This window comes from Luteimonas sp. WGS1318 (assembly GCF_043187535.1).
In the GTDB taxonomy this organism is placed as follows: Bacteria; Pseudomonadota; Gammaproteobacteria; order Xanthomonadales; family Xanthomonadaceae; genus Luteimonas.
This window is the reverse complement of sequence record NZ_CP171131.1, coordinates 2,769,453-2,788,480: the sequence shown is the minus strand read 5'-3', so window position 1 is coordinate 2,788,480 and position 19,028 is coordinate 2,769,453. Positions and strand designations below refer to the sequence as shown.

Genomic DNA, 19,028 nt, shown 5'->3' with positions numbered 1-19,028 from the left:
TGCAGGCGTCTAGGTGTGGCGAGATCACGTCCCCGTTGGTGTGCATCTGGATCGCCGAGCTCGCTCTTGGCGATCAGCGGTAAAGGTCAGAGAGCTGCGCGAAGTGGCGCTGTACAGCACGGGCCGCGCGTGCCGACTGATGCTGCAGTAGAAAGTGCGGACTGCGCAGCCGTATCCGTTTGGCATGTGGCATGTGGGCGTGTATCTGGTGCCAGCAGCGCGGGGGCACCAGCCGGTCGTGACTGGCCTGTAGATACAGGGCAGGGACCCTGATGTGGCCCAGGTCGGCGGTGGCATCGACCTTCAAGACCTCGGCGAGGCGGGAACGTGCCACGGCGGCGGGCAGCGTCGCGAGCGCGACCTGCTCACGCCGTGTCCATTCCTGCGTGGTCCACTGCCCCATCATCGCGGGCATCAGCATGCGGGCGGGTGGGATGGGCAACGGTAACCCGAGCAGGGGCCGCAGGTGGCCCAGCCACGGACGCGGAGATGCAGCAAAAGTCGCGCACAGCACCAGTCCCACCAGGCCAGGCGGACGCGACGCGGCAATCCGGATCGCGATCGGGCCCGAGAAGGACTCGCCGATCAACAGAAACGGCGCGTCACCCGGCAGGCGGTCGGCGACGAACGCCTGGAGCTGGCGGTAGCCGAGAACCCGGTCCGGGGGGTAGGCCACGACCTCGACACGAAAGCGCGGGGCCATCGCGGCGACGAATTCGTCGTGCAACTGCCCCGATCCGTCCATGCCCGGAAGCAGCAAGGCACGCACGCCATCAACACTCGATGACGTTGACCGCCAGACCGCCGCGCGAGGTTTCCTTGTACTTGTCGCGCATGTCGCGACCGGTGTCGCGCATGGTCTTGATGACCTTGTCGAGGCTGACCTTGTGCTTGCCGTCGCCGCGGAAGGCCATGCGCGAGGCATTGATCGCCTTGACCGCGCCCATCGCATTGCGCTCGATGCACGGGATCTGCACCAGGCCGCCGATCGGGTCGCAGGTCAGGCCGAGGTTGTGTTCCATGCCGATCTCGGCCGCGTTCTCGATCTGGCTCGGCGTGCCGCCGAGCGCGGCGGTCAGGCCGGCGGCCGCCATCGAACAGGCCACGCCTACCTCCCCCTGGCAGCCGACTTCCGCGCCCGAGATGCTGGCGTTCTCCTTGTAGAGGATGCCGACGGCGGACGCGGTCAACAGGAAATCGAAGATGCCCTGCTCGGTGGAGTTCGGGCAGAAACGGTCGTAGTAGTGCAGCACCGCGGGCAGGATGCCGGCCGCGCCATTGGTCGGCGCGGTGACAACGCGGCCACCGGCGGCGTTCTCCTCGTTGACGGCGAGCGCGTAGAGGTTCACCCAGTCGAGCACGGTCAGCGGATCGCGCATGCCGGCTTCGGGCTTCGATGAGAGTTCGGCATGCAGCGCGGGCGCGCGGCGGGTGACGTGCAGGCCGCCGGGCAGGGTGCCGGTCTGGCGGATGCCGCGCGCGACACAGGACTGCATCGCCGCCCACAGTTCGCGCAGGCCATCGCGGATCTCGTCCTCGCTGCGCCAGACCTTCTCGTTCTCCAGCATCAGTGTCGCGATGCTGATGCCATGGGTGTTGGCCTGCGCGATCAGCGCGTCGCCGCTGGAGAACGGGTAGGGCACGTCGGTGGTGTCGGCCACGATGCGGTCTTCGGCCGCCTCGTCCTCGTTGACCACGAAGCCGCCGCCCACCGAGTAGTAGTCACGCGTCGCGATGACAGCGCCGTCGGCGTCGTACGCGGTGAAGCGCATGCCGTTGGTGTGGAAGGGCAGCTTCTGCCGCTTGTTCATCACCAGATCGGATTTTTCGTCGAACGCGATCTCGTGCGTGCCGCCGAGCAGCAGTCGCTTCTCGCCACGGATGCGGATCAACGCATCGGGAATGATGTCCGGGTCGATCAGGTTCGGCATGTGGCCTTCGAGGCCCATCATCAGCGCCTTGTCGGTGCCGTGGCCGCGGCCGGTGAGCGCCAGCGAGCCGAACACCTCGGCGCGCACGCGCGCGACGTCGCCCAGCCGTCCCGGCACGTCGAGCCAGCGGCGCACGAAGCGCGCGCCGGCGCGCATCGGCCCGACGGTGTGTGAGGAACTCGGCCCGATGCCGATCTTGTAGAGGTCGAAGGTGCTGACTGCCATCGGGCTATTCTACGGGCCACGCCTGCACGCAGGCCTGACGCGACGCGGCATGACAGTTCCCACCCTGATCCTGTACCAGCGCGACGACTGCCATCTATGCGACCTGGCCCTCGACGTCCTCGCGCAGGCGCGCGCGCCCGCATTCGACAGCGTTTTCATCGACGCAGATCAGCCGCTCGAAGCGCGCTATGGCGCGCGCGTGCCGGTGCTGCGCGACGCGACGCGCAACGTCGAGCTGGACTGGCCGTTCGACGTGGCACGGCTGCGACTGTGGCTGGCCGCCGCCGCGCTGGTGGTGGTGCCGACTGTCGCAAGCGCCGGCGTGCCGCCTGCGGTGGGCGATGTGGACTTCGCCAATACCGGCGGCATCGCGTTGGCGGAGGCATCGCCGTGGATCGGCACGTGCATCGAGGACGTCATCGCGGTGGACGACATCGAACGCATCGTGCTGACGAAGGCGGTGACCAGTGCGCCGGGCGATGTCGATCTGCGCAATATCCGCGAGATCCTGCGTGCCGCCTCGACGCCGGCCCGGGCCGAGGATCTGCAGGGCCGGTTCGGCTTGCTGCAGTTGGGACACCCTGCGACGACCTGGGAAGGCCTGCTGTTGATGCGCGCCGGGGCGATCCTCGGCTTCTTCATCGACGACGAGGTGATCTGCCTGCGCGGCGCGGCAGGTGAGGTGGGCTGCTGGCGACGTTGACCGGCCGCCGGGTCAGCGCGCCGGCGTCAGGTACACACGCGTGCTGACCGCGATCGCGGCCGGGATCGTGCCCGTGTCGGCCCATTCGCCGCCGCCGACGCCGAACGCGAGACGGTCCACCGACGCGCGCCCCGCCAGCAGCGGGCGCGCGCCGGGCGTCCAGGTGAAGGTCAGCGTGACCGGCTTGCGCACACCGCGCAGGTCCAGCGTGCCGTCGGCGGCGTAATGGCCGTTGCCGAGATCACGGAAGCCGGTCGCGGTGTAGGTGGCCTGCGCGAAGCGGGTCGCGTCGAAGAAGGCGGCGCCGCGCATCTCGCCGTCGTAATCCGGATTTTCGGTGGTCGCCGTGGCGAGTGGAATCGTCACCGAGAGCCGGCTGCCGGCGAGGTCGGCCGGGTCGAACCGCACCGTCGTGCGGAAGCCGGGAAAGGTGCCGGAGAAGGTCTCGCCCTGGTAGGTGCCGGCGAACGCCAGCGACGAGCCGGGCGCCTGGACGTAATCGGCCGCGTGGACGGACAGCGCGGGCAGGGCGGCGAGCGACGCCGCGAGCAGCAGACGGAAGGCGGGCATGATCAATCCTCGGAACGGGCGGGAGTGGGCCGCGGGCCGACGCGCAGCCAGCCGCGCGGCAGCATCCGCGCCAGCGTGGCGTCGCGCAGGACCGCGTGGTGATACAGCGCGGCCGCGGCGTGTAGCAGGGTCACGGCGACCAGCCCCCAGAACAGCGCTTCGTGCAGGTCGCGGGCGGTCACGCGCAGCGCCGGGTCACGCTCGACCAGCGCCGGCAGGTTGAACAGGCCGAACCATTGCAGCGGATAGCCGGCCGCGGAATTGAAGGTCCAGCCGCTGAGCGGAATCGCCAGCAGCAGGGCGTAGAGCAGCCAGTGGGTCACCGAGGCGACGCGGGCCTGCCAGCGCGGGGTGCCGGGCACCGCGTGCGGCGCGCCGGCGTACAGACGCCACAGCAGCCGCAGGGTCGCCAGTGCCAGGATCGTCAGACCCAGCGACTTGTGCAGCGCATAGACCTGAACCTTGGTCGGGCTGGCGCGCATGTCGCCCATCAGCAGGCCGATCAGGCCGGTCGCGAGGATCAGCGCCACCACCGCCCAGTGCAGCGACTGGCTGATGCCGCCCCAGCGGTCGACCGGGTTGCGCAGGCTCATGGGCGCGGCGTCTCGTCGGGCGGCACGGGCGTCGGCTCGGGCTCGGGCGACGGGGCGTCAGGCGTCGTCCCGGCGTCGCCGTCCACCGGCGCGTCACCGATGGGTGCGTCCGGATCCGCCTCCGGCGCTTCCGGTGCCGTGTCGTCACCGCTGCGTGTCCGGGTGGCCTCGACTTCGAGGCGCAGTTCGACCGTATCGCCGATCATCGAGCGCCAGGCGTCGATGCCGAACTCGGCGCGCGACAGCATGGCGGTCGCCGAAAAGCCGACCGTGCGCCGGAACGGTGGCAGCGGGTGGCGCCGGGCGCCGTTGCGGACGGCCTCGAGGGTCACGTCGCGGGTCACGCCGCGCAGGGTCAGCGTGCCGTGCACGCGGGCACGCCCGGCATCGATCGGCTCGACCCGCGTGGACACGAAGCGCGCGACCGGATGGCGTGCGGTATCGAGCAGGCCGCGCGCGGCGACGGCGCGGTTCCAGTCGGCATCGCCGAAATCCAGCCGGTCCAGCGGCACCGACACGTCGACCCGCGCGTCCGTCCAGTCCTCGCCGTTGGTCCACAGGGTGCCGGTCGATCCCGATACCGTACCGATGGCCTTGGAGAAGCCTGCATGGTCGATCGCCAGCACGACACGGGTGTGAACCGGGTCCAGCCGATAAGGCTCGGCGTCCTGCGCGGCGGCGATGGCGACCCAGGCCGACAGCACGAGGCCGAGGAGCGGCGGGAGGAATCTCGGGCGTCGGCGGGGCGGCATCGGCCGATTCTAGGCACGGCACGCGGGACGGACGCAACTTGCGGTGACAACGCTGCGTTGCGAGGATGCCCGGCAGGGAGCCGCGCCCAGCGCGCAGCGGTCAATCGGGGAACACGGGATGCGTTGCGCAGGGATCGCCCTGATGGGGCTGTTGTGGGGCCTGATGGCCTGTGTGGCGTGGACGAGCGACCATGCCCCGGTCACGACCGCCGGAATTCCCCAGCCGCGCCAGATCGGCGTGCTCGACGGCCTGCCGTCGAGTCGTGTGAACGCGATCGCCGAGGACCGGCAGGGCTATCTGTGGATTGCGACGCGCGACGGCCTGGCGCGCTACGACGGCGTGGGCTTCCGCATCTGGCGCATCGAGGACGGCCTGCACGACAACTACGTCTGGTCGGTGCATGTCGATGCGCGGGACCGGGTTTGGATCGGCACTCGCGGTGGCGCGGTGTCGATGCTCGACACCGACCGCGGCCGATTCACCCATTACACCCAGGCGAGCCATCCCCAGATGGGCGTCGATTCCGTCTGGACGGTGACATCGACCCCCGACGGTGCGATCTGGTTCGGCACCTCCGATTCCGGGCTTTACCGTCTGGCCGACGACGGCGGCTTGCAGCGGTTCCAGGCCGATCCCTCGGATCCGCGCAGCCTGCCGTGTAATGCGGTGGGCTACCTGGCGGCGCAGGACGACGGCACCCTGTGGGTGGGCTGCAAGACGGGAGTGGCCGCCTGGACCGGGCAGGACTTCGCGCCCGTGGCGCTGCCGACGCCGCCCGGCACCGTCATCGAGGGTCTGACGCTGGACGGTCACGGCAATCTGTGGATCGGGGTCCATAGCAGCGGCGTGGTGCGTCGCGCGGACGGACGGACCGAGCTGATCCCGTTGGAGGATCCGGTCCTGGGCAAGCCGGTCCTGCACATGCTGGTCGAGGACCGCCAGGGCGCGCGCTGGTACGACACGCGCAGTGGCCTGGCACGCGCGATCGACGGACGCATCGAAGATGTTCCGTTGTACAGCGTCAGCAGCCGTGGTCCAGTGCGACCGGCCTGGGCGTCGGCCTTCCAGGACCGCGAGGGCGGGCTGTGGTTTGCCAGCAACGACGCCGGCCTCTGGTACCTGCCGGCCAACTGGCGCAACTTCACCGTGCTGCAGCGGCGCATCTCGGATCCGTCGACGCTGGCCAATGCCCTCGTCAACGGGATCGGGTCCGCGTCCGATGGCGGGCTGTGGCTGGTCGGCAGCGGCGGTGCCCTTGATCATCTCGATCCGAAGACCGGCGTGATCGAGCACCGGCTGGCCCAGGTCTGCGGCACCCGGATCAACACCGGCGTGCTCGAAATGTCGAGCGGCATCGTCTGGGTGTCCTGCGCGCGGCAGCTGGTCCGCTACGACCCGGCGACCGGAGAGCGCCGCTCGTGGGACGAGCGCAGTGACGAGGCGGCGCCACTGCTGACGAGTAGCGCGGCCGACCTGGTCGAAGACCGGGACGGCGTGCTGTGGATTTCCGACGAAACCGGACTGCAGGCGCGCGCGCCGGATGGTCGCGTTCTCGTTTCGGCCCGGCCCGGCGACGCGCGTGGTTTGCCTGCATCGGTGCGTCCGACCCGCATCATGCGTGCCCCTGACGGCGACCTGTGGCTCGCCACGACAGAGGGGGTGTTCCGGTGGAACGCGACCGTCGGCCGGCTCGAACCGGTTCCGGGCGGTCCGCAGCGTCATGTCAGCGCGATCGGATGGCAGGGCACGGAGACCGTCTGGCTCACCAGCCTGGCGCGACTCGAGGCATACCGATGGGACGGTGCCGCGCTCGTGATGGAACGCGCGTTCGGGTTCGCGGACGGGGTGCCCGAGGTAATGCCGGGTGATGTCCGCATCGACGGACATGGCGCGGTCTGGCTCACCACGGTGCGCGGCCTGCTGCGGCTCGATCCCTCGACGTCGCGCATCCGCCTCTACGGTGTGCGCGACGGTCTGCTGAGCCAGGAATTCGGTGAACGGCAGATGGGCGTTTCGCAGGACGGTCACTTCGCCGCCGGCACCAGTGAAGGCCTGCTGCTGTTCCATCCGCTGCAGGTGCGGCGGCAGGAGCAGACGCCGCCGCTGCTGATCGACACGCTGGAGCTGCGCCGCGGGGACGACGTGGTCGAACTGTCGCCGATGGGACCGGTGGCGCTGCGCCATGGCGATCGCGACCTGCGCGTGGTGGCGCGTCTGCTTTCGTTCACGGACGCCCACGCGCACCAGTACCGCTTCCGGCTCGCCGGTTATGAGACGGACTGGGTCTACACCGATGCCACTGCGGCGCGCCTGTTCCCGCGGCTGGCCCCGGGTCGCTACACGCTCGAGGTGGAGGCGCGCGCCGAAGGCGGCGACTGGATCGCGCTCGCGCCGCTGGCGATTCGCCAGTCCCCGCCCTGGTGGAGGACGATCTGGGCGATGCTCGCCGCGCTGCTGCTGGTGGCCGTCGCGCTGTGGCGGACCGCGCACGCCTATCGGCAGCGCCTCCGCCGACGCCATGCGTGGCAGCTCGCCGAAGAAAAACGCGAGCTCGCCGAGCACGCGTCGCAGGCCAAGACACGCTTTCTCGCCACCCTCGGCCACGAGGTCCGCACGCCGATGACCGGCGTGCTCGGCATGAGCGAGCTGCTGCTCGATACCGAGCTCGACCCGCGTCAGCGCGACTACACCCTGGCCATCCGCCGCGCCGGTGACCATCTGATGCGGCTGGTCAACGATGCGCTTGACCTGGCCCGGATCGAGGCCGGCAAGCTGCAGCTCGATCCGCAGACCTTCGATCTGCATGCGATGGTGCAGGACATCGTGTCGCTGTGCGCCCCGATGGCGCGGCAGAAGGCGCTGGGTTTCGATGTCGCCATCGCCGAGGACGTGCCGCCCTGGGTGCAGGGCGACCCGACGCGCGTGCGCCAGATCCTGCTGAACCTGATCGGCAATGCGCTGAAGTTCACCGAAGCCGGCCAGGTCACGCTGCGCGTCGAGCGGCGCGATGCGAACGTCGTGTTCACGGTCAGCGACACGGGGCCCGGATTGAGCGCCGAGCAGGTGAGCCGCCTGTTCCGGCGCTTCGAGCAGGCCGAAGGCGCGCGCACCAACGCGCGTTACGGCGGCAGCGGCCTGGGGCTGGCGATCAGCCAGGAACTGTCGGCGGCGATGGGGGGACGCATCGATGTCGAGAGCACCCTGGGCCAGGGCACCCGCTTCGACGTGACCCTGCCGCTGCAGGCGGTCGCCGCGCCGCCCGAGCGCGCGGAACAGGCCGGCGAGGCGCGGATCACCGCCGCGGTGGGCCTGGATATCCTGCTGGTCGAGGACGATCAGACCGTGGCCGACGTGATCTCCGGCCTGCTGCAGGCCCAGGGCCACACGGTGGTGCACGCGATGCACGGGCTGGCCGCGCTGACCGAGGTGTCGGCGCGGACGTTCGACATTGCGCTGCTGGATCTCGATCTCCCCGGCGTCGACGGCCTGGCGCTCGCCGGCATGCTTCGCGCGCTGGGTTTCTACCGCCCGCTGGTGGCGGTGACCGCGCGCGCCGACGCCGAGGCCGAGCCCGCCGCGCGCGCGGCCGGGTTCGAGGGCTTCCTGCGCAAGCCGCTGACCGGCGAGATGCTGGCCGACGTCATCGCGCAGAGCTGGCGGCCGGCGCGGTCCGACGACGGGATCGACACCCCGTCCTGAACCGGAGGCCGCCTCGTGGCGGCGTCCGTTCGCACGGGGTGAGACCTCGGCGCGCCAAGCTTGCCGCGTCCTGCACGTGCGCCCGCCCAGACTCCGCCGATGGCTCCCACTCCGACTCCGCGTGCCCGTGCCGCGGGCGATCTGATCCAGCTGCGCCCCGAAGGCCTGTATTGCCCGGCGGGCGACTTCCACATCGACCCCTGGCGGCCGGTGCCGCGTGCGGTGATCACCCACGGCCACGGCGACCACGCCCGGACCGGCATGGGCGCCTACCACACGACCCGGATCGGCCTGCCCATCCTCGAATGGCGACTCGGTGAGCAGATCTACATGGCGCACGAGTACGGCGTCCCGTTCCAGATGGGCCACGCGACCGTGTCCCTGCATCCGGCCGGGCACGTGCTCGGCTCGGCGCAGGTGCGGGTCGAGGTCGACGGTGAGGTCTGGGTCGCCTCGGGCGACTACAAACGCCAGCACGATCCGACCTGCGATCCGTTCGAGGTCGTGCGCTGCGACACCTTCATCACCGAGGCCACGTTCGGCTTGCCGGTCTATCGCTGGCCCGACACCTCGGCGGTCGCCCGCGACATCGTCGCCTGGCGCGAGCACTGCGCCGAACGCGACGAAGCGGCGATCCTGTACTGCTACGCGCTCGGCAAGGCCCAGCGCGTGCTGGCCGAACTCGCCGAGCATACGGATGCGCCGGTGCTGCTGCACGGCGCGGTCGCCAACGGCGTCGACGTGTACCGCCGCGCTGGCGTGCCGATGATCGGCACGCTGCCGGTGGCCGATACCGACAAGGCCGCCGACTTCGCCGGCAAGCTGGTCCTCGCGCCGCCCTCTGCGGCCGGCAGTTCGTGGATCCGGCGGTTCCGCCGTGCGCAACAGGGATTCGCGTCGGGCTGGATGCAGATCCGCGGCAACCGGCGCCGTCGCAACTACGATCGCGGGTTCGTGGTCTCCGACCACGCCGACTGGCCGGACCTGATGCGCACCGTCCGCGAGACAGGGGCGTCGCGCGTGATCGCGACACATGGCAATACCGACGCGATCATTCGTGCGCTCAACGAGGACGGCATTGCCGCCGAGGCGTTCCGGACGGATTTCGGGGGTGAGGAGTGACGGCCGGTCGCTTGGCTTCGGGTTCGGGTTCGGGTTCGGCTTTTGGGTTCGCTTTCGATCTGGCTTCTGCTTCGGTCGTTGCTTTGCTTTTGCTTTTGCGTTCGGCGGCGTCGAGCCGTAAAGCGAGCCGAGCACCGGAGGCCGATCCGGCCGAAGAGCTGCCCATGTCTGAGCGCAGCGAGTTTGGGCAGCGTGCCGGATCGGGCGAGGAGCGCAGGGCACTGATGCGGGTTCATCGCATCGGCGAGTGTCCGGCGAAAGGACGTTTTGGTTCCTTTTTGGTCCTTCAAAAAGGAACTCGCACGCGACAGCGGGCGAAAGCTTTGCACTTGTTTCCGGCTTTTTCTTGTCAGGCGAAGCGCGATGCCAGAGCAGCGAAAGCCGTGGATCAAAAACAAGGCTTCCGCGCTGTTGCGCGGCTTACTTTTGTCTTGGCAAAAGTAAGCACGACAGCGCGAAGGCGCTGGCGAACGGCGAAGCCGGCCCGAAGGGCGAGCGCTGAAAGCGCGAGTCAAACCGTCTTCGCCGGACGCGATCCGGCACGGCTGCGCCGCACCGGTCCCCTCCGCTTCTCGGTCCACGAGGCACGCAGCCCAAACTCGCTGCGCTCAGACATGGGCTGCTCTCCGGCCTCGCGGCCCTGCGATGCTCGGCTCGCTTTACGGCTCGATACGTCACAAGCAACAACTCAAGCAACTGCAGCAGCAACTGCGAAAACAACCGCAAAAACCACTGCAGAAGCGACATCCATGGCCAGTCATTTCCGCGCAGGTGGGGCGCTTCTCAACCGCCGAATGGCGGGTCATCCAGCGGCTTCGATCTTTACGACACCAACGTCCATGGATTCCCGCGTTCGCGGGAATGACGGATCGGAACGACCGCGCAGCGGCGCGAGGGCGGGCTGCAGCCTGCCGGCGCTGGCGGACCTGAACGAGGGCGGTAACCCGCACGAGTGCGGCAGCCCGATAGCGCAGGCCCACGCATGAAGCGCTTCGCCCAGCTCTACCGCGAGCTCGACCAGAGCACCGCCACCCTCGACAAACGTGCCGCCCTGATTCGCTACTTCCGCGAGGCACCACCGCGCGATGCGGCGTGGGCGTTGTATCTGCTGTCGGGCGGCAAGGTCGCCAGCGCCCGCAAGAAAATCGCCAATACCCGTGAGCTCCGGGAGTGGATCGCGGTCGAGTCGGGAACGCCCGACTGGCTGGTCGACGACAGTTACGATCAGGTCGGCGATCTGGGCGAAACCCTGGCCTTGCTGCTCGACGATCCCGTCGAAGCGTCGCCCGATATCGCACTGGCGGACTGGATCGAGACGCGTCTGCTGCCGATCGCCAACCAGGACGTCGAACTGCGGCGCGCAGTGATCGTCGATGCCTGGCGGACCTTGCGCTTCGACGAGCGGTTGCTGTTCAACAAGTTGCTGACCGGTGCGCTGCGCGTCGGCGTGTCGCAGCGGCTGGTGCAGCAGGCGCTGGCCGAGCTCACCGGCATCGACATCGCGCGAGTGGCGCAGCGGATGCTCGGCAGCTGGGCGCCGACGCCCGAGTTCCTGCGCGATCTGCTGACGGTCGAGGAACTGCCCGGCGATCGCCAGCAGCCGTATCCGTTCTTTCTCGCCTCGCCGCTGGAATCCGCGCTGCGTGCCGAAGCGGGATTGCCCGAGGCTGCGCCGACCGAAGACGGCGAGCCGCAGATTGCGCCGGACATCATCGCGCTCGCCAACGACCCCCAGGCTGTCGAGCGCGCGCTCGGGCCGATCGACGACTGGCTGCTCGAATGGAAGTGGGACGGCATCCGTCTGCAGTTGCTGCGCCGCGACGGCGAAGTGGCGCTGTGGTCGCGGGGCGAGGAGCGGCTCGATGGACGCTTTCCCGAAATCGAGGCGGCCGCACTGTCGCTGCCCGACGGCGTGGTCCTCGACGGCGAACTGCTCGCGTGGCGCGGCGACGACGGTGCGCCGCTGCCGTTCACCGCGCTGCAGACGCGCATCCAGCGCCTCAAGCCCGGCCCCAAGACACTGGCCGACACCCCGGTGCGCCTGCAGGTCTACGACCTGCTCGAACGCGATGGCGACGACTGGCGCGCGCGGCCGCAGCACGAGCGGCGTGCGGCCCTCGAGGCCCTGATTGCCGCGCATGGCGATCCGCGCATCGTGGTGTCTCCCCGTGTCGAGGTTGCAGACTGGCCGGCGGCCGCGACGCTGCGCGAGGAGGCGCGCGATCGCGGCGTCGAAGGCCTGATGCTCAAGCGCGCGGACGCGCCGTACCAGACCGGTCGGCGGCGCGGCGACTGGTGGAAGTGGAAGATCGATCCGCTGACCATCGATGCGGTGTTGCTCTACGCGCAGGCCGGCCACGGCCGGCGCAGCACGCTCTACACCGACTACACCTTCGGCCTGTGGGACGGCGACACCCTGGTACCGGTCGCCAAGGCGTACTCGGGTCTCGACGACAGCGAGATCCTCGCGCTCGACAAGTGGATCCGCAGCAATACGCTGGAACGGTTCGGACCGGTGCGCTCGGTGAAGGCGCATCACGTGTTCGAGCTGGGGTTCGAAGCCGTCAACGTGTCCAAGCGGCACAAGTCCGGCATCGCGGTGCGCTTTCCGCGGATCCTGCGCTGGCGCCAGGACAAGCCGATGGCCGAGGCCGATCGGCTCGACACCTTGAAGGCGTTGGCGCGATGACGCCACGCGCGCCGCGCGCGGCGGCCAAGCGCGCCGTCCCAACGGCGTCTCGACCCGAAGAGACGAGAGATGAGGCCAGCCCTGTGGCGGCGAACAGGCGCCTGCGCGGCCCCGACGCGCCGCTGCGCGCCTGGTTCGACGTCCAGGGCTGGACGCCTGCACCGTTCCAGCGCGAGGTCTGGCGCCGGTATCTCGCAGGCGAATCCGGCCTGCTGCAGACGCCGACCGGCAGCGGCAAGACCCTGGCCGCGCTCGGCGGCCCCCTGCTGGAGGCGCTCGCGATCAAAGCCGCCACCACGGCACGCACACGGACGCCGCGTCCAGCGTCGAAGCCGACGACACATGGCGAGTCCGGCCCGGTCGTGACGGCGGGCGCCAAGGCGAGAGGCACGCGCGGTGACGCGCGCCTGTCGGCGTCGGCCGCGTCCGTTTCGGTGCCGGCAGACAACGGGGCCGTCGAAGGCAGGGCCGTCGCCTCGGCACCTCGCGCCCGCGCGTCACGAAGCCGCACCGCGCCGCGCGATCTGTCGCTGCTGTGGATCACGCCGCTGCGCGCGCTCGCCGCCGATACGCGGCGGGCGATGCGCACACCGGTCGAGGCGCTGGGCCTCGACTGGCAGATCGGTCTGCGTACCGGCGATGCCAGCGCCCGTGACAAACGTCTGGCGCGCGAAGGCAAGCTCGACGCGCTGATCACCACCCCAGAGTCGCTGTCGCTGCTGCTCTCATATCCGGATACCGGCCCGCGACTGGCGACGCTGCGCTGCGTGATCGTCGACGAATGGCACGAGCTGCTCGGCAACAAGCGCGGCGTCCTGCTGCAGCTCGCGATGGCGCGGCTGCGCGCGCTGAACCCCCAGCTGCGGATCTGGGGCGTCTCGGCGACGCTGGGCAACCTCGACGAGGCACGTGACGCGTTGCTACCGCACCTGCCCGACGCGCCGACGGTGGCCGGCGTCGCGCCGAAAGTCCTGACCATCGACACGCTGCTCCCCGACGAGGACGAGCGCTTCCCGTGGGGCGGTCATCTCGGGCTCGCCCAGCTGCCGCGCGTGCTCGAGCGCCTGATGGCCGAACGCACCAGCCTGCTGTTCTGCAACACCCGTTCGCAGGCCGAGTTGTGGCATCGCGCGTTATCGGCGGTGTGGCCCGAGGCACCCGAGACGCTCGCGCTGCATCACGGCTCGCTGGATCCGAAGCTGCGGGCCGCGGCCGAAGACGGGTTGCGTGACGGCAGCGTGCGTTGCGTCGTCGCGACATCCAGTCTGGATCTGGGCGTCGATTTTCCCGCGGTCGACCAGGTGCTGCAGATCGGCAGCCCCAAGGGCGTCGCGCGCCTGCTGCAACGCGCGGGCCGGGCCAAGCATCGCCCGGGCGAGGCCGGGCATGTGGTCTGCGTGCCGACGCATGCCCTGGAGCTGGTCGAATACGCCGCCGCGCGCGAAGCCGTGGCCCAAGGCACGATCGAATCGCGCCCTGCGCCGAGACTCAGTCTCGACGTGCTGGCCCAGCACTGCGTCACGCTGGCGCTGGGCGGCGGCTTCGACAGTGACGCGTTGCGCGACGAAGTGCGCGGCACGCAGGCCTTCCGCGCACTGGACGACGCCAGCTGGCGCGCCGTGCTCGACTTCATCGTGCAGGGCGGCCAGGCGCTGGCGCACTACCCGGATTTCCGTCGGGTGGAGCGCGACGACGACGGCCTCTATCGCGTCACCGACCGGCGCGTCGCGCTGCGTCATCGCCTGTCGATCGGCACGATCACCAGCGACGGCGCGGTGCGCGTGAAGCTGATGCGCGGCGGCGGACTCGGCGCGGTCGAAGAGAGCTTCATCGGACGCATGCGCGCCGGGGACAAATTCCAGTTCGCCGGCCGCACGCTGGAGCTGGTGCGGCTGGAAGACATGACCGCCTACGTGCGCGTCGCCAAGGCCGGCACCGGCACCGTGCCGAAATGGAACGGCGGCCGCATGCCGCTGTCGAGCGCACTCGCGCATGAGGTCGAACGCGTGTTCGACGGGCCGAGGCAGGCGCCCGAGGTGCGTGCGATCGCGCGGCTGCTCGACCTGCAGCAGCATCTGTCCGCCCTGCCGGCGCCGGACCGGCTGCTGGTCGAATGGGTGCACGCGCGCGGCGGACGCCATCTGTTCGTGTTCCCGTTCGCCGGCCGTCACGTGCACGAAGGCCTGGCTGCGTTGCTGTCGCTGCGCTGGGGCCGGCGCGCGCGCAACAGCTTCACCTTCGCGGTCAACGACTACGGCCTGGTGCTGTCACCGGCGCAGGCGGTCGAGATCGACGCCGACGACGTCGCCGCGCTGCTGACGCCGGAGCGCCTGCTCGAAGACCTGCGCGAGAGCCTCAACCTCGCCGAACTCGCCCGCCGCCAGTTCCGCGACATCGCCCGCGTCGCCGGCCTGCTGCCGCCCTCGCTGCCCGGCCGCGCGCCGCGTTCGATGCGCCAGCTGCAGGCCTCGAGCGGCCTGCTGTTCGACGTGCTGCGCCAGCATGATCCCGACCACATGCTGCTGGCACTGGCCGAACGCGAGGTGTTCGCCGCCCAGCTCGAGGTCGTGCGTCTGCGCGAGACGCTGGAAGACTGCAGCCGGCGCACGCTGGACCTGCACCCGATGAAGACCTTCACTCCGCTGTCGTTTCCACTGTGGGCCGAGTCGCTGCGCGGCCAGCTCAGCACCGAGGACTGGCGCACCCGCGTGCAGCGCGCCGCCGCCCAGCTGGAGAAGCGCAACCGTGGTTGAGCCGGCAGTGCCCGGCGCATTGGAGATCGCGCTGGCCGGGGAAACGGTGGTGTTGCTGCCGGACCGCGCCCTGTGGTGGCCGCGGATGTCGCTGCTGGCGATCGCCGATCTGCACCTGGGCAAGGGCGACCATTTCCGCCGCGCCGGCATCGCGCTGCCGCGTGGCGGCACCGCGCTCGATCTGCAGCGGCTCGATGCGCTGCTCGATGCCACGCACGCGACGCGGCTGCTGGTGCTCGGCGATCTGTTGCACGCGGCGGTGAACGACGCACCCTGGCGTGAGGCCTGGTCGCGCTGGCGGGTGGGGCGCGCGGCGCTGTCGGTGGAACTCGTCAGCGGCAATCATGACCGGGCGCTGCGCGCGCAGCCGGCGCTGGCCGGGGCGCTGGGTCTGCACGTGCATGGCGCTTTGCTGACATTCGCCCCGTTCGTGTTCGTCCATGACCCGGCCGACGCCGCCGATGTCGCGGGATACCGCCTCGGCGGTCACCTGCATCCGGTGGTGCGCTTGCCCGGCGTGCCGCGATTGCCGGCGTTCCGCTTCGACGACACCGCCGGCGTGCTGCCGGCCTTCACTGCCTTCGCCGGCGGCTGGCGCGTGGACCGCGAACCCGGCACGCGGCTGTTCGCGTGCGCGCCGGATGTGGTGGTCGACGTGTCGGGGTGATGGGCGCGCGGGGTTCGGGGCGCGGGGTCAACGAGGGCGGAGCGCGGGCGCCGTACCGACATTCCGGTACGGCGCGCCGACAAGCCTGGACGCCGTGTGGACACCAACCGCATCGCCCGGGCCATTCGTGTAGGAGCGCGCTTGCGCGCGATGACGCGGTCCAGGTAACGCGCGTTCGCGCGCGAGCGCGCTCCTACAGAGGAGCTGCAGGTCAGCGCGCGCTGTAGGTTTACACCTCGTCGACCAGGATGCCGACCTCGCCTGGCAGCTCGGACAACGGACAACGCATCCAGCTCACCGGCACCGGCGGCTGCGCGATACCGTCGGCTGATCACGCGCGATCCGGATGGCCCTTCGCGACGCCTTTCAGGCCGGGCATGGCGGGATGGCCTGTCCTCCGGCCGCGTGGCCAAACCCCGTCGAGGCGGACGTCCCCAACGGTCACCCCGAGATCCGTCACGAGCGCCGCGCGCCGTCGGTACCGCGCGCGGGTGTTCGGCGCCTGACCGGCGATGGCGCCGCGCCCCGCTGCGCTGGCATGATAGGAACGATGGAAGGGGATGGGCCGTAGAGCGGCCCGCATCAGGGAGCGGGACGGGGATGGCGGAATTCACAAGCACGGCGCTGGGTTATCCCACGCTCGTCTACAGCATCGTGCTGGCCTTTTGCACGATCTACTGGCTGCTGGCGGCGACCGGCCTCGTGGATCTGGATCTCGACGGTCTCGATGCCGTCGAGCTGGGCGATACGTCCGGCCTCGCCGGCATGCTCGGCCGCCTGGGGCTGGATCGTCTGCCGCTGATGCTGGTCGTCACCCTGGTCGCCTTCATCGCCTGGTTCCTGACCTATTTCACGCATCTGTTCGTGCTCGGCCAGTTCGCCGGCTGGCTGCGCTGGCTGGTCGGCAGTGGCGTCGCGCTGGTCGCGTCCGTCGTGTCGGTGTTCATCGCTTCGGCGCTGCTGCGTCCGCTGCGCCGCTGGCTGCTGTCGCGGCGCACCCCGGCGCAGCAGTCGTTGCTCGGGCAGGTCGCCGTGGTGCGCACGGCGCAGGTGTCCGAGCGCGCCGGCATGGCCGATGTCGACGACGGCGGCGCCGGTCTGATCCTGCAGGTGCGCGCCGAGCCCGGTACCGCATTGCGCCGCGGCGACCGCGTCGTGCTGGTCGCGTTCGACGCCGGCGCGCACGCCTGGCGCGTGCTGCCCGAAACCCAATACCGAACCCTTTGATCCCACGGCCCGCGTCCGCGGGTCTCATGTGCAAGGAGCTGCAATGAGCGTTGCCACGATCGCCCCCTTCCTGATCGGCCTGGGTGTGCTGCTGGTCGCCCTGCTGGGCATCGCCGGGCTGTTCAAGGCCTTCTACAAGAAAGTCGACCAGGGCACCGCGCTGATCGTCAACGACATGAGCGCGCAGCCGAAGGTCCATTTCACCGGCGCGCTGATCGTGCCGGTGCTCTACCGCGCCGAGCTGATGAAGATCAGCCTGATCACGCTGCAGATCGACCGGCGCGGCAAGGAGGGCCTGATCTGCCGCGACAACATGCGCGCCGACATCGCGGTCGCCTTCTACCTGCGCGTCAACGAGACCCAGGCCGATGTGCTGCGGGTCGCGAAGTCGCTCGGTGCCGATCGCGCGTCCGACAAGCACGCTGTCGACGAACTGTTCAACGCGAAGTTCTCCGAAGCGCTGAAGACGGTCGGCAAGAAGTTCGAGTTCACCGACCTGTTCGAGAAGCGCCAGGAATTCCGCGAGGAAATCATTTCGGTGATCGGCAACGACCTCAACGGCTACGTGCTCGAGGACGTCGCGATCGACTATCTCGAGCAGACGCCCAAGCACGTGCTCGATCCGCACAACATCCTCGACGCCGAGGGCATCCGCAAGATCACCGAGCTCACCGCGACCCAGAACGTGGTTACCAACGAGCTCGAGCAGAACGAGCGCCTGGCGATCACCAAGAAGAACGTCGAGACCCGCGAGGCGACGCTCGCGCTCGAGCGCCAGCAGGCCGAGGCCGAGGCGCGGCAGAAGCGCGAGATCGAGACCATCCAGGCGCGCGAGACCGCGGAAACCCAGAAGGTGCAGGAAGAGCAGCGCCAGATGTCGGAGAACGCACGCATCGAGGCGCAGCAGCTGATCGACATCCGCGAGGAGAACCGCCTGCGTGAGGTCGAAGTGGCCACCCAGAACCGCCAGCGCGCCGTCGCCATCGAGGCCGAGCGCGTCGAGCGCGCGCGCAAGCTCGAGCAGGTCACCACCGATCGCGAAGTGCAGCTGCAGGGCGTGGAGCGCGACAAGGTGGTCGAGCAGGGCCGCATGGACGTCGCCAACATCACCCGCGAGCGCATTTCCATCGACCGCACTGTCGCGGCCGAGGAAGAGCGGATCAAGGAACTGCGCGAAGTTTCCGAGGCGGATCGCCTGAAGCAGATCACCATCCTCGATGCCGAGGCCAAGGCGCAGGAGTCGATGGTGCGCCAGGTCAAGGAAGCCGAGGCGCGCGAGACCGCAGCCCGTCACCGCGCGGTCGAGATCACCACGCTGGCGCAGGCCGAGTTCGATGCCTCCGGCAAGCAGGCCGAGGCCAAGAAGCTGCTGGCCGAGGGCGTACAGGCCGAGCGCGCCGCGCCGGGCCTGGCCGAGGCGCAGGTCAAGGAAGCGGGTGCATCGGCGATCGAAAAGGTCGGCATCGCCGAGGCCCGCGTGGTCGATGCGATGGCCGATGCCAACCTCAAGCAGGGCGCCGCCGAGGCCAAGGTGCTGGCCGAGCAGCTGGCTGCGCGTGCGCAGGGCGAGGAGCAGATGGGCCGCGCCAAGGCAGCGGCGACCGAATCGCTGGGCCTCGCGGAAGCCAGCGTCATCGAGAAGAAGCTCTTCGCCGAGGCGGAAGGCCTGACGAAGAAGTTCGGTGCGATCGACGCGCTCAGCGATACCGCGCGCGGCCACGAGGAGTTCCGCATGACCCTCGACACCAGCCTCAAGCAGGCGCTGGCGGCGTTCGAGGCGGGCAAGGAAGTGTCGAAGGAGAACGCCGAGGTCATCGCCACCGCGCTGCGCAATGCCGACATCGATCTGATCGGCGGCGACGGCGGCATGTTCGAGAACGTGGTCAAGGCGGTGTCGCTGGGCCGCTCCATCGAAGGCCTGACCGAGAAGAGCCCGATCCTGCAGGATCTGCTGCAGCGCTATCTCGGTGTGTCCAGCGCGGCGATGCCTGCGGCGCGCGGTGGTGGCACGCCGGCGCCTCGCGTCGTCGAGGGCGATCCCGCCTGAACCCGCATGCGGCCCAGGTCGCCATCTCGAACGCAGGGCGTCGCCGTGA

Annotated in this window: 13 protein-coding genes and 1 pseudogene; 9 read left to right on the top strand and 5 right to left on the bottom strand. The window is 69.8% G+C overall.

All coding sequences use genetic code 11. From position 1 onward, the window contains the following. Positions 1-73: 73 nt before the first annotated feature. On the bottom strand, positions 74-769 hold the full coding sequence (locus ACF3M1_RS12680) for an alpha/beta fold hydrolase (RefSeq protein ID WP_394001173.1): 696 nt from the start codon (positions 767-769) through the stop codon (positions 74-76). 4 nt (positions 770-773) lie between these two features. Beyond that, positions 774-2,156, bottom strand: a complete 1,383-nt coding sequence (locus tag ACF3M1_RS12675; RefSeq protein WP_394001171.1) for an L-serine ammonia-lyase — start codon at positions 2,154-2,156, stop codon at positions 774-776. Positions 2,157-2,205: 49 nt separating this feature from the next. Here ACF3M1_RS12675 and ACF3M1_RS12670 point away from each other — a divergent pair. Then, positions 2,206-2,433, top strand: a pseudogene (locus tag ACF3M1_RS12670) (glutaredoxin family protein); the annotation flags it as partial. 438 nt (positions 2,434-2,871) lie between these two features. Here ACF3M1_RS12670 and ACF3M1_RS12665 read toward each other — a convergent pair. The 3 genes from ACF3M1_RS12665 to ACF3M1_RS12655 are packed head-to-tail and all read right to left on the bottom strand — an operon-like array spanning position 2,872 to position 4,774. Then, positions 2,872-3,429 carry a YceI family protein gene (locus tag ACF3M1_RS12665; RefSeq protein WP_394001169.1) on the bottom strand — a complete coding sequence of 186 codons (558 nt, stop codon included), beginning with the start codon at positions 3,427-3,429 and terminating at the stop codon, positions 2,872-2,874. A gap of 2 nt (positions 3,430-3,431) precedes the next feature. Beyond that, complete coding sequence (locus ACF3M1_RS12660) at positions 3,432-4,022, bottom strand: cytochrome b (protein ID WP_394001167.1); 591 nt, start codon at positions 4,020-4,022, stop codon at positions 3,432-3,434. Further along, a complete protein-coding gene (locus ACF3M1_RS12655) occupies positions 4,019-4,774 on the bottom strand; it encodes a YceI family protein (protein WP_394001165.1) in 756 nt (251 codons plus the stop codon). Before ACF3M1_RS12655 ends, ACF3M1_RS12660 begins: the two co-directional genes overlap by 4 nt. Positions 4,775-4,916: 142 nt before the next feature. On the opposite strand from ACF3M1_RS12655, the gene ACF3M1_RS12650 reads away from it, so the two are divergent. The 8 genes from ACF3M1_RS12650 to ACF3M1_RS12615 all read left to right on the top strand — a co-directional run bounded on the left by ACF3M1_RS12650 (position 4,917) and on the right by ACF3M1_RS12615 (position 18,979). Further along, the gene (locus ACF3M1_RS12650) at positions 4,917-8,474 is read left to right on the top strand and encodes an ATP-binding protein (RefSeq protein ID WP_394001163.1); all 3,558 of its coding nucleotides are present in this window, start codon (positions 4,917-4,919) and stop codon (positions 8,472-8,474) included. A 99-nt stretch (positions 8,475-8,573) separates the two neighbouring features. Then, the gene (locus ACF3M1_RS12645; RefSeq protein WP_394001161.1) at positions 8,574-9,596 is read left to right on the top strand and encodes a ligase-associated DNA damage response exonuclease; all 1,023 of its coding nucleotides are present in this window, start codon (positions 8,574-8,576) and stop codon (positions 9,594-9,596) included. Between the two features lie 11 nt (positions 9,597-9,607). Further along, the gene (locus tag ACF3M1_RS12640) at positions 9,608-10,582 is read left to right on the top strand and encodes a hypothetical protein (RefSeq protein WP_394001159.1); all 975 of its coding nucleotides are present in this window, start codon (positions 9,608-9,610) and stop codon (positions 10,580-10,582) included. Next, the gene (locus tag ACF3M1_RS12635; protein ID WP_394001157.1) at positions 10,579-12,285 is read left to right on the top strand and encodes a cisplatin damage response ATP-dependent DNA ligase; all 1,707 of its coding nucleotides are present in this window, start codon (positions 10,579-10,581) and stop codon (positions 12,283-12,285) included. The genes ACF3M1_RS12640 and ACF3M1_RS12635 overlap by 4 nt, the downstream gene beginning before the upstream one ends. Before the next feature lie 83 nt (positions 12,286-12,368). Then, a complete protein-coding gene (locus ACF3M1_RS12630) occupies positions 12,369-15,038 on the top strand; it encodes a ligase-associated DNA damage response DEXH box helicase (RefSeq protein WP_394001155.1) in 2,670 nt (889 codons plus the stop codon). Then, positions 15,031-15,705: a ligase-associated DNA damage response endonuclease PdeM gene (gene pdeM, locus ACF3M1_RS12625; RefSeq protein ID WP_394001153.1), complete on the top strand. Its 675-nt coding sequence runs from the start codon at positions 15,031-15,033 to the stop codon at positions 15,703-15,705. The genes ACF3M1_RS12630 and pdeM overlap by 8 nt, the downstream gene beginning before the upstream one ends. Before the next feature lie 600 nt (positions 15,706-16,305). After that, positions 16,306-16,932, top strand: a complete 627-nt coding sequence (locus ACF3M1_RS12620; protein ID WP_394001151.1) for a hypothetical protein — start codon at positions 16,306-16,308, stop codon at positions 16,930-16,932. Positions 16,933-16,975: 43 nt separating this feature from the next. Next, positions 16,976-18,979: a hypothetical protein gene (locus ACF3M1_RS12615; protein WP_394001149.1), complete on the top strand. Its 2,004-nt coding sequence runs from the start codon at positions 16,976-16,978 to the stop codon at positions 18,977-18,979. Positions 18,980-19,028 lie beyond the last annotated feature (49 nt).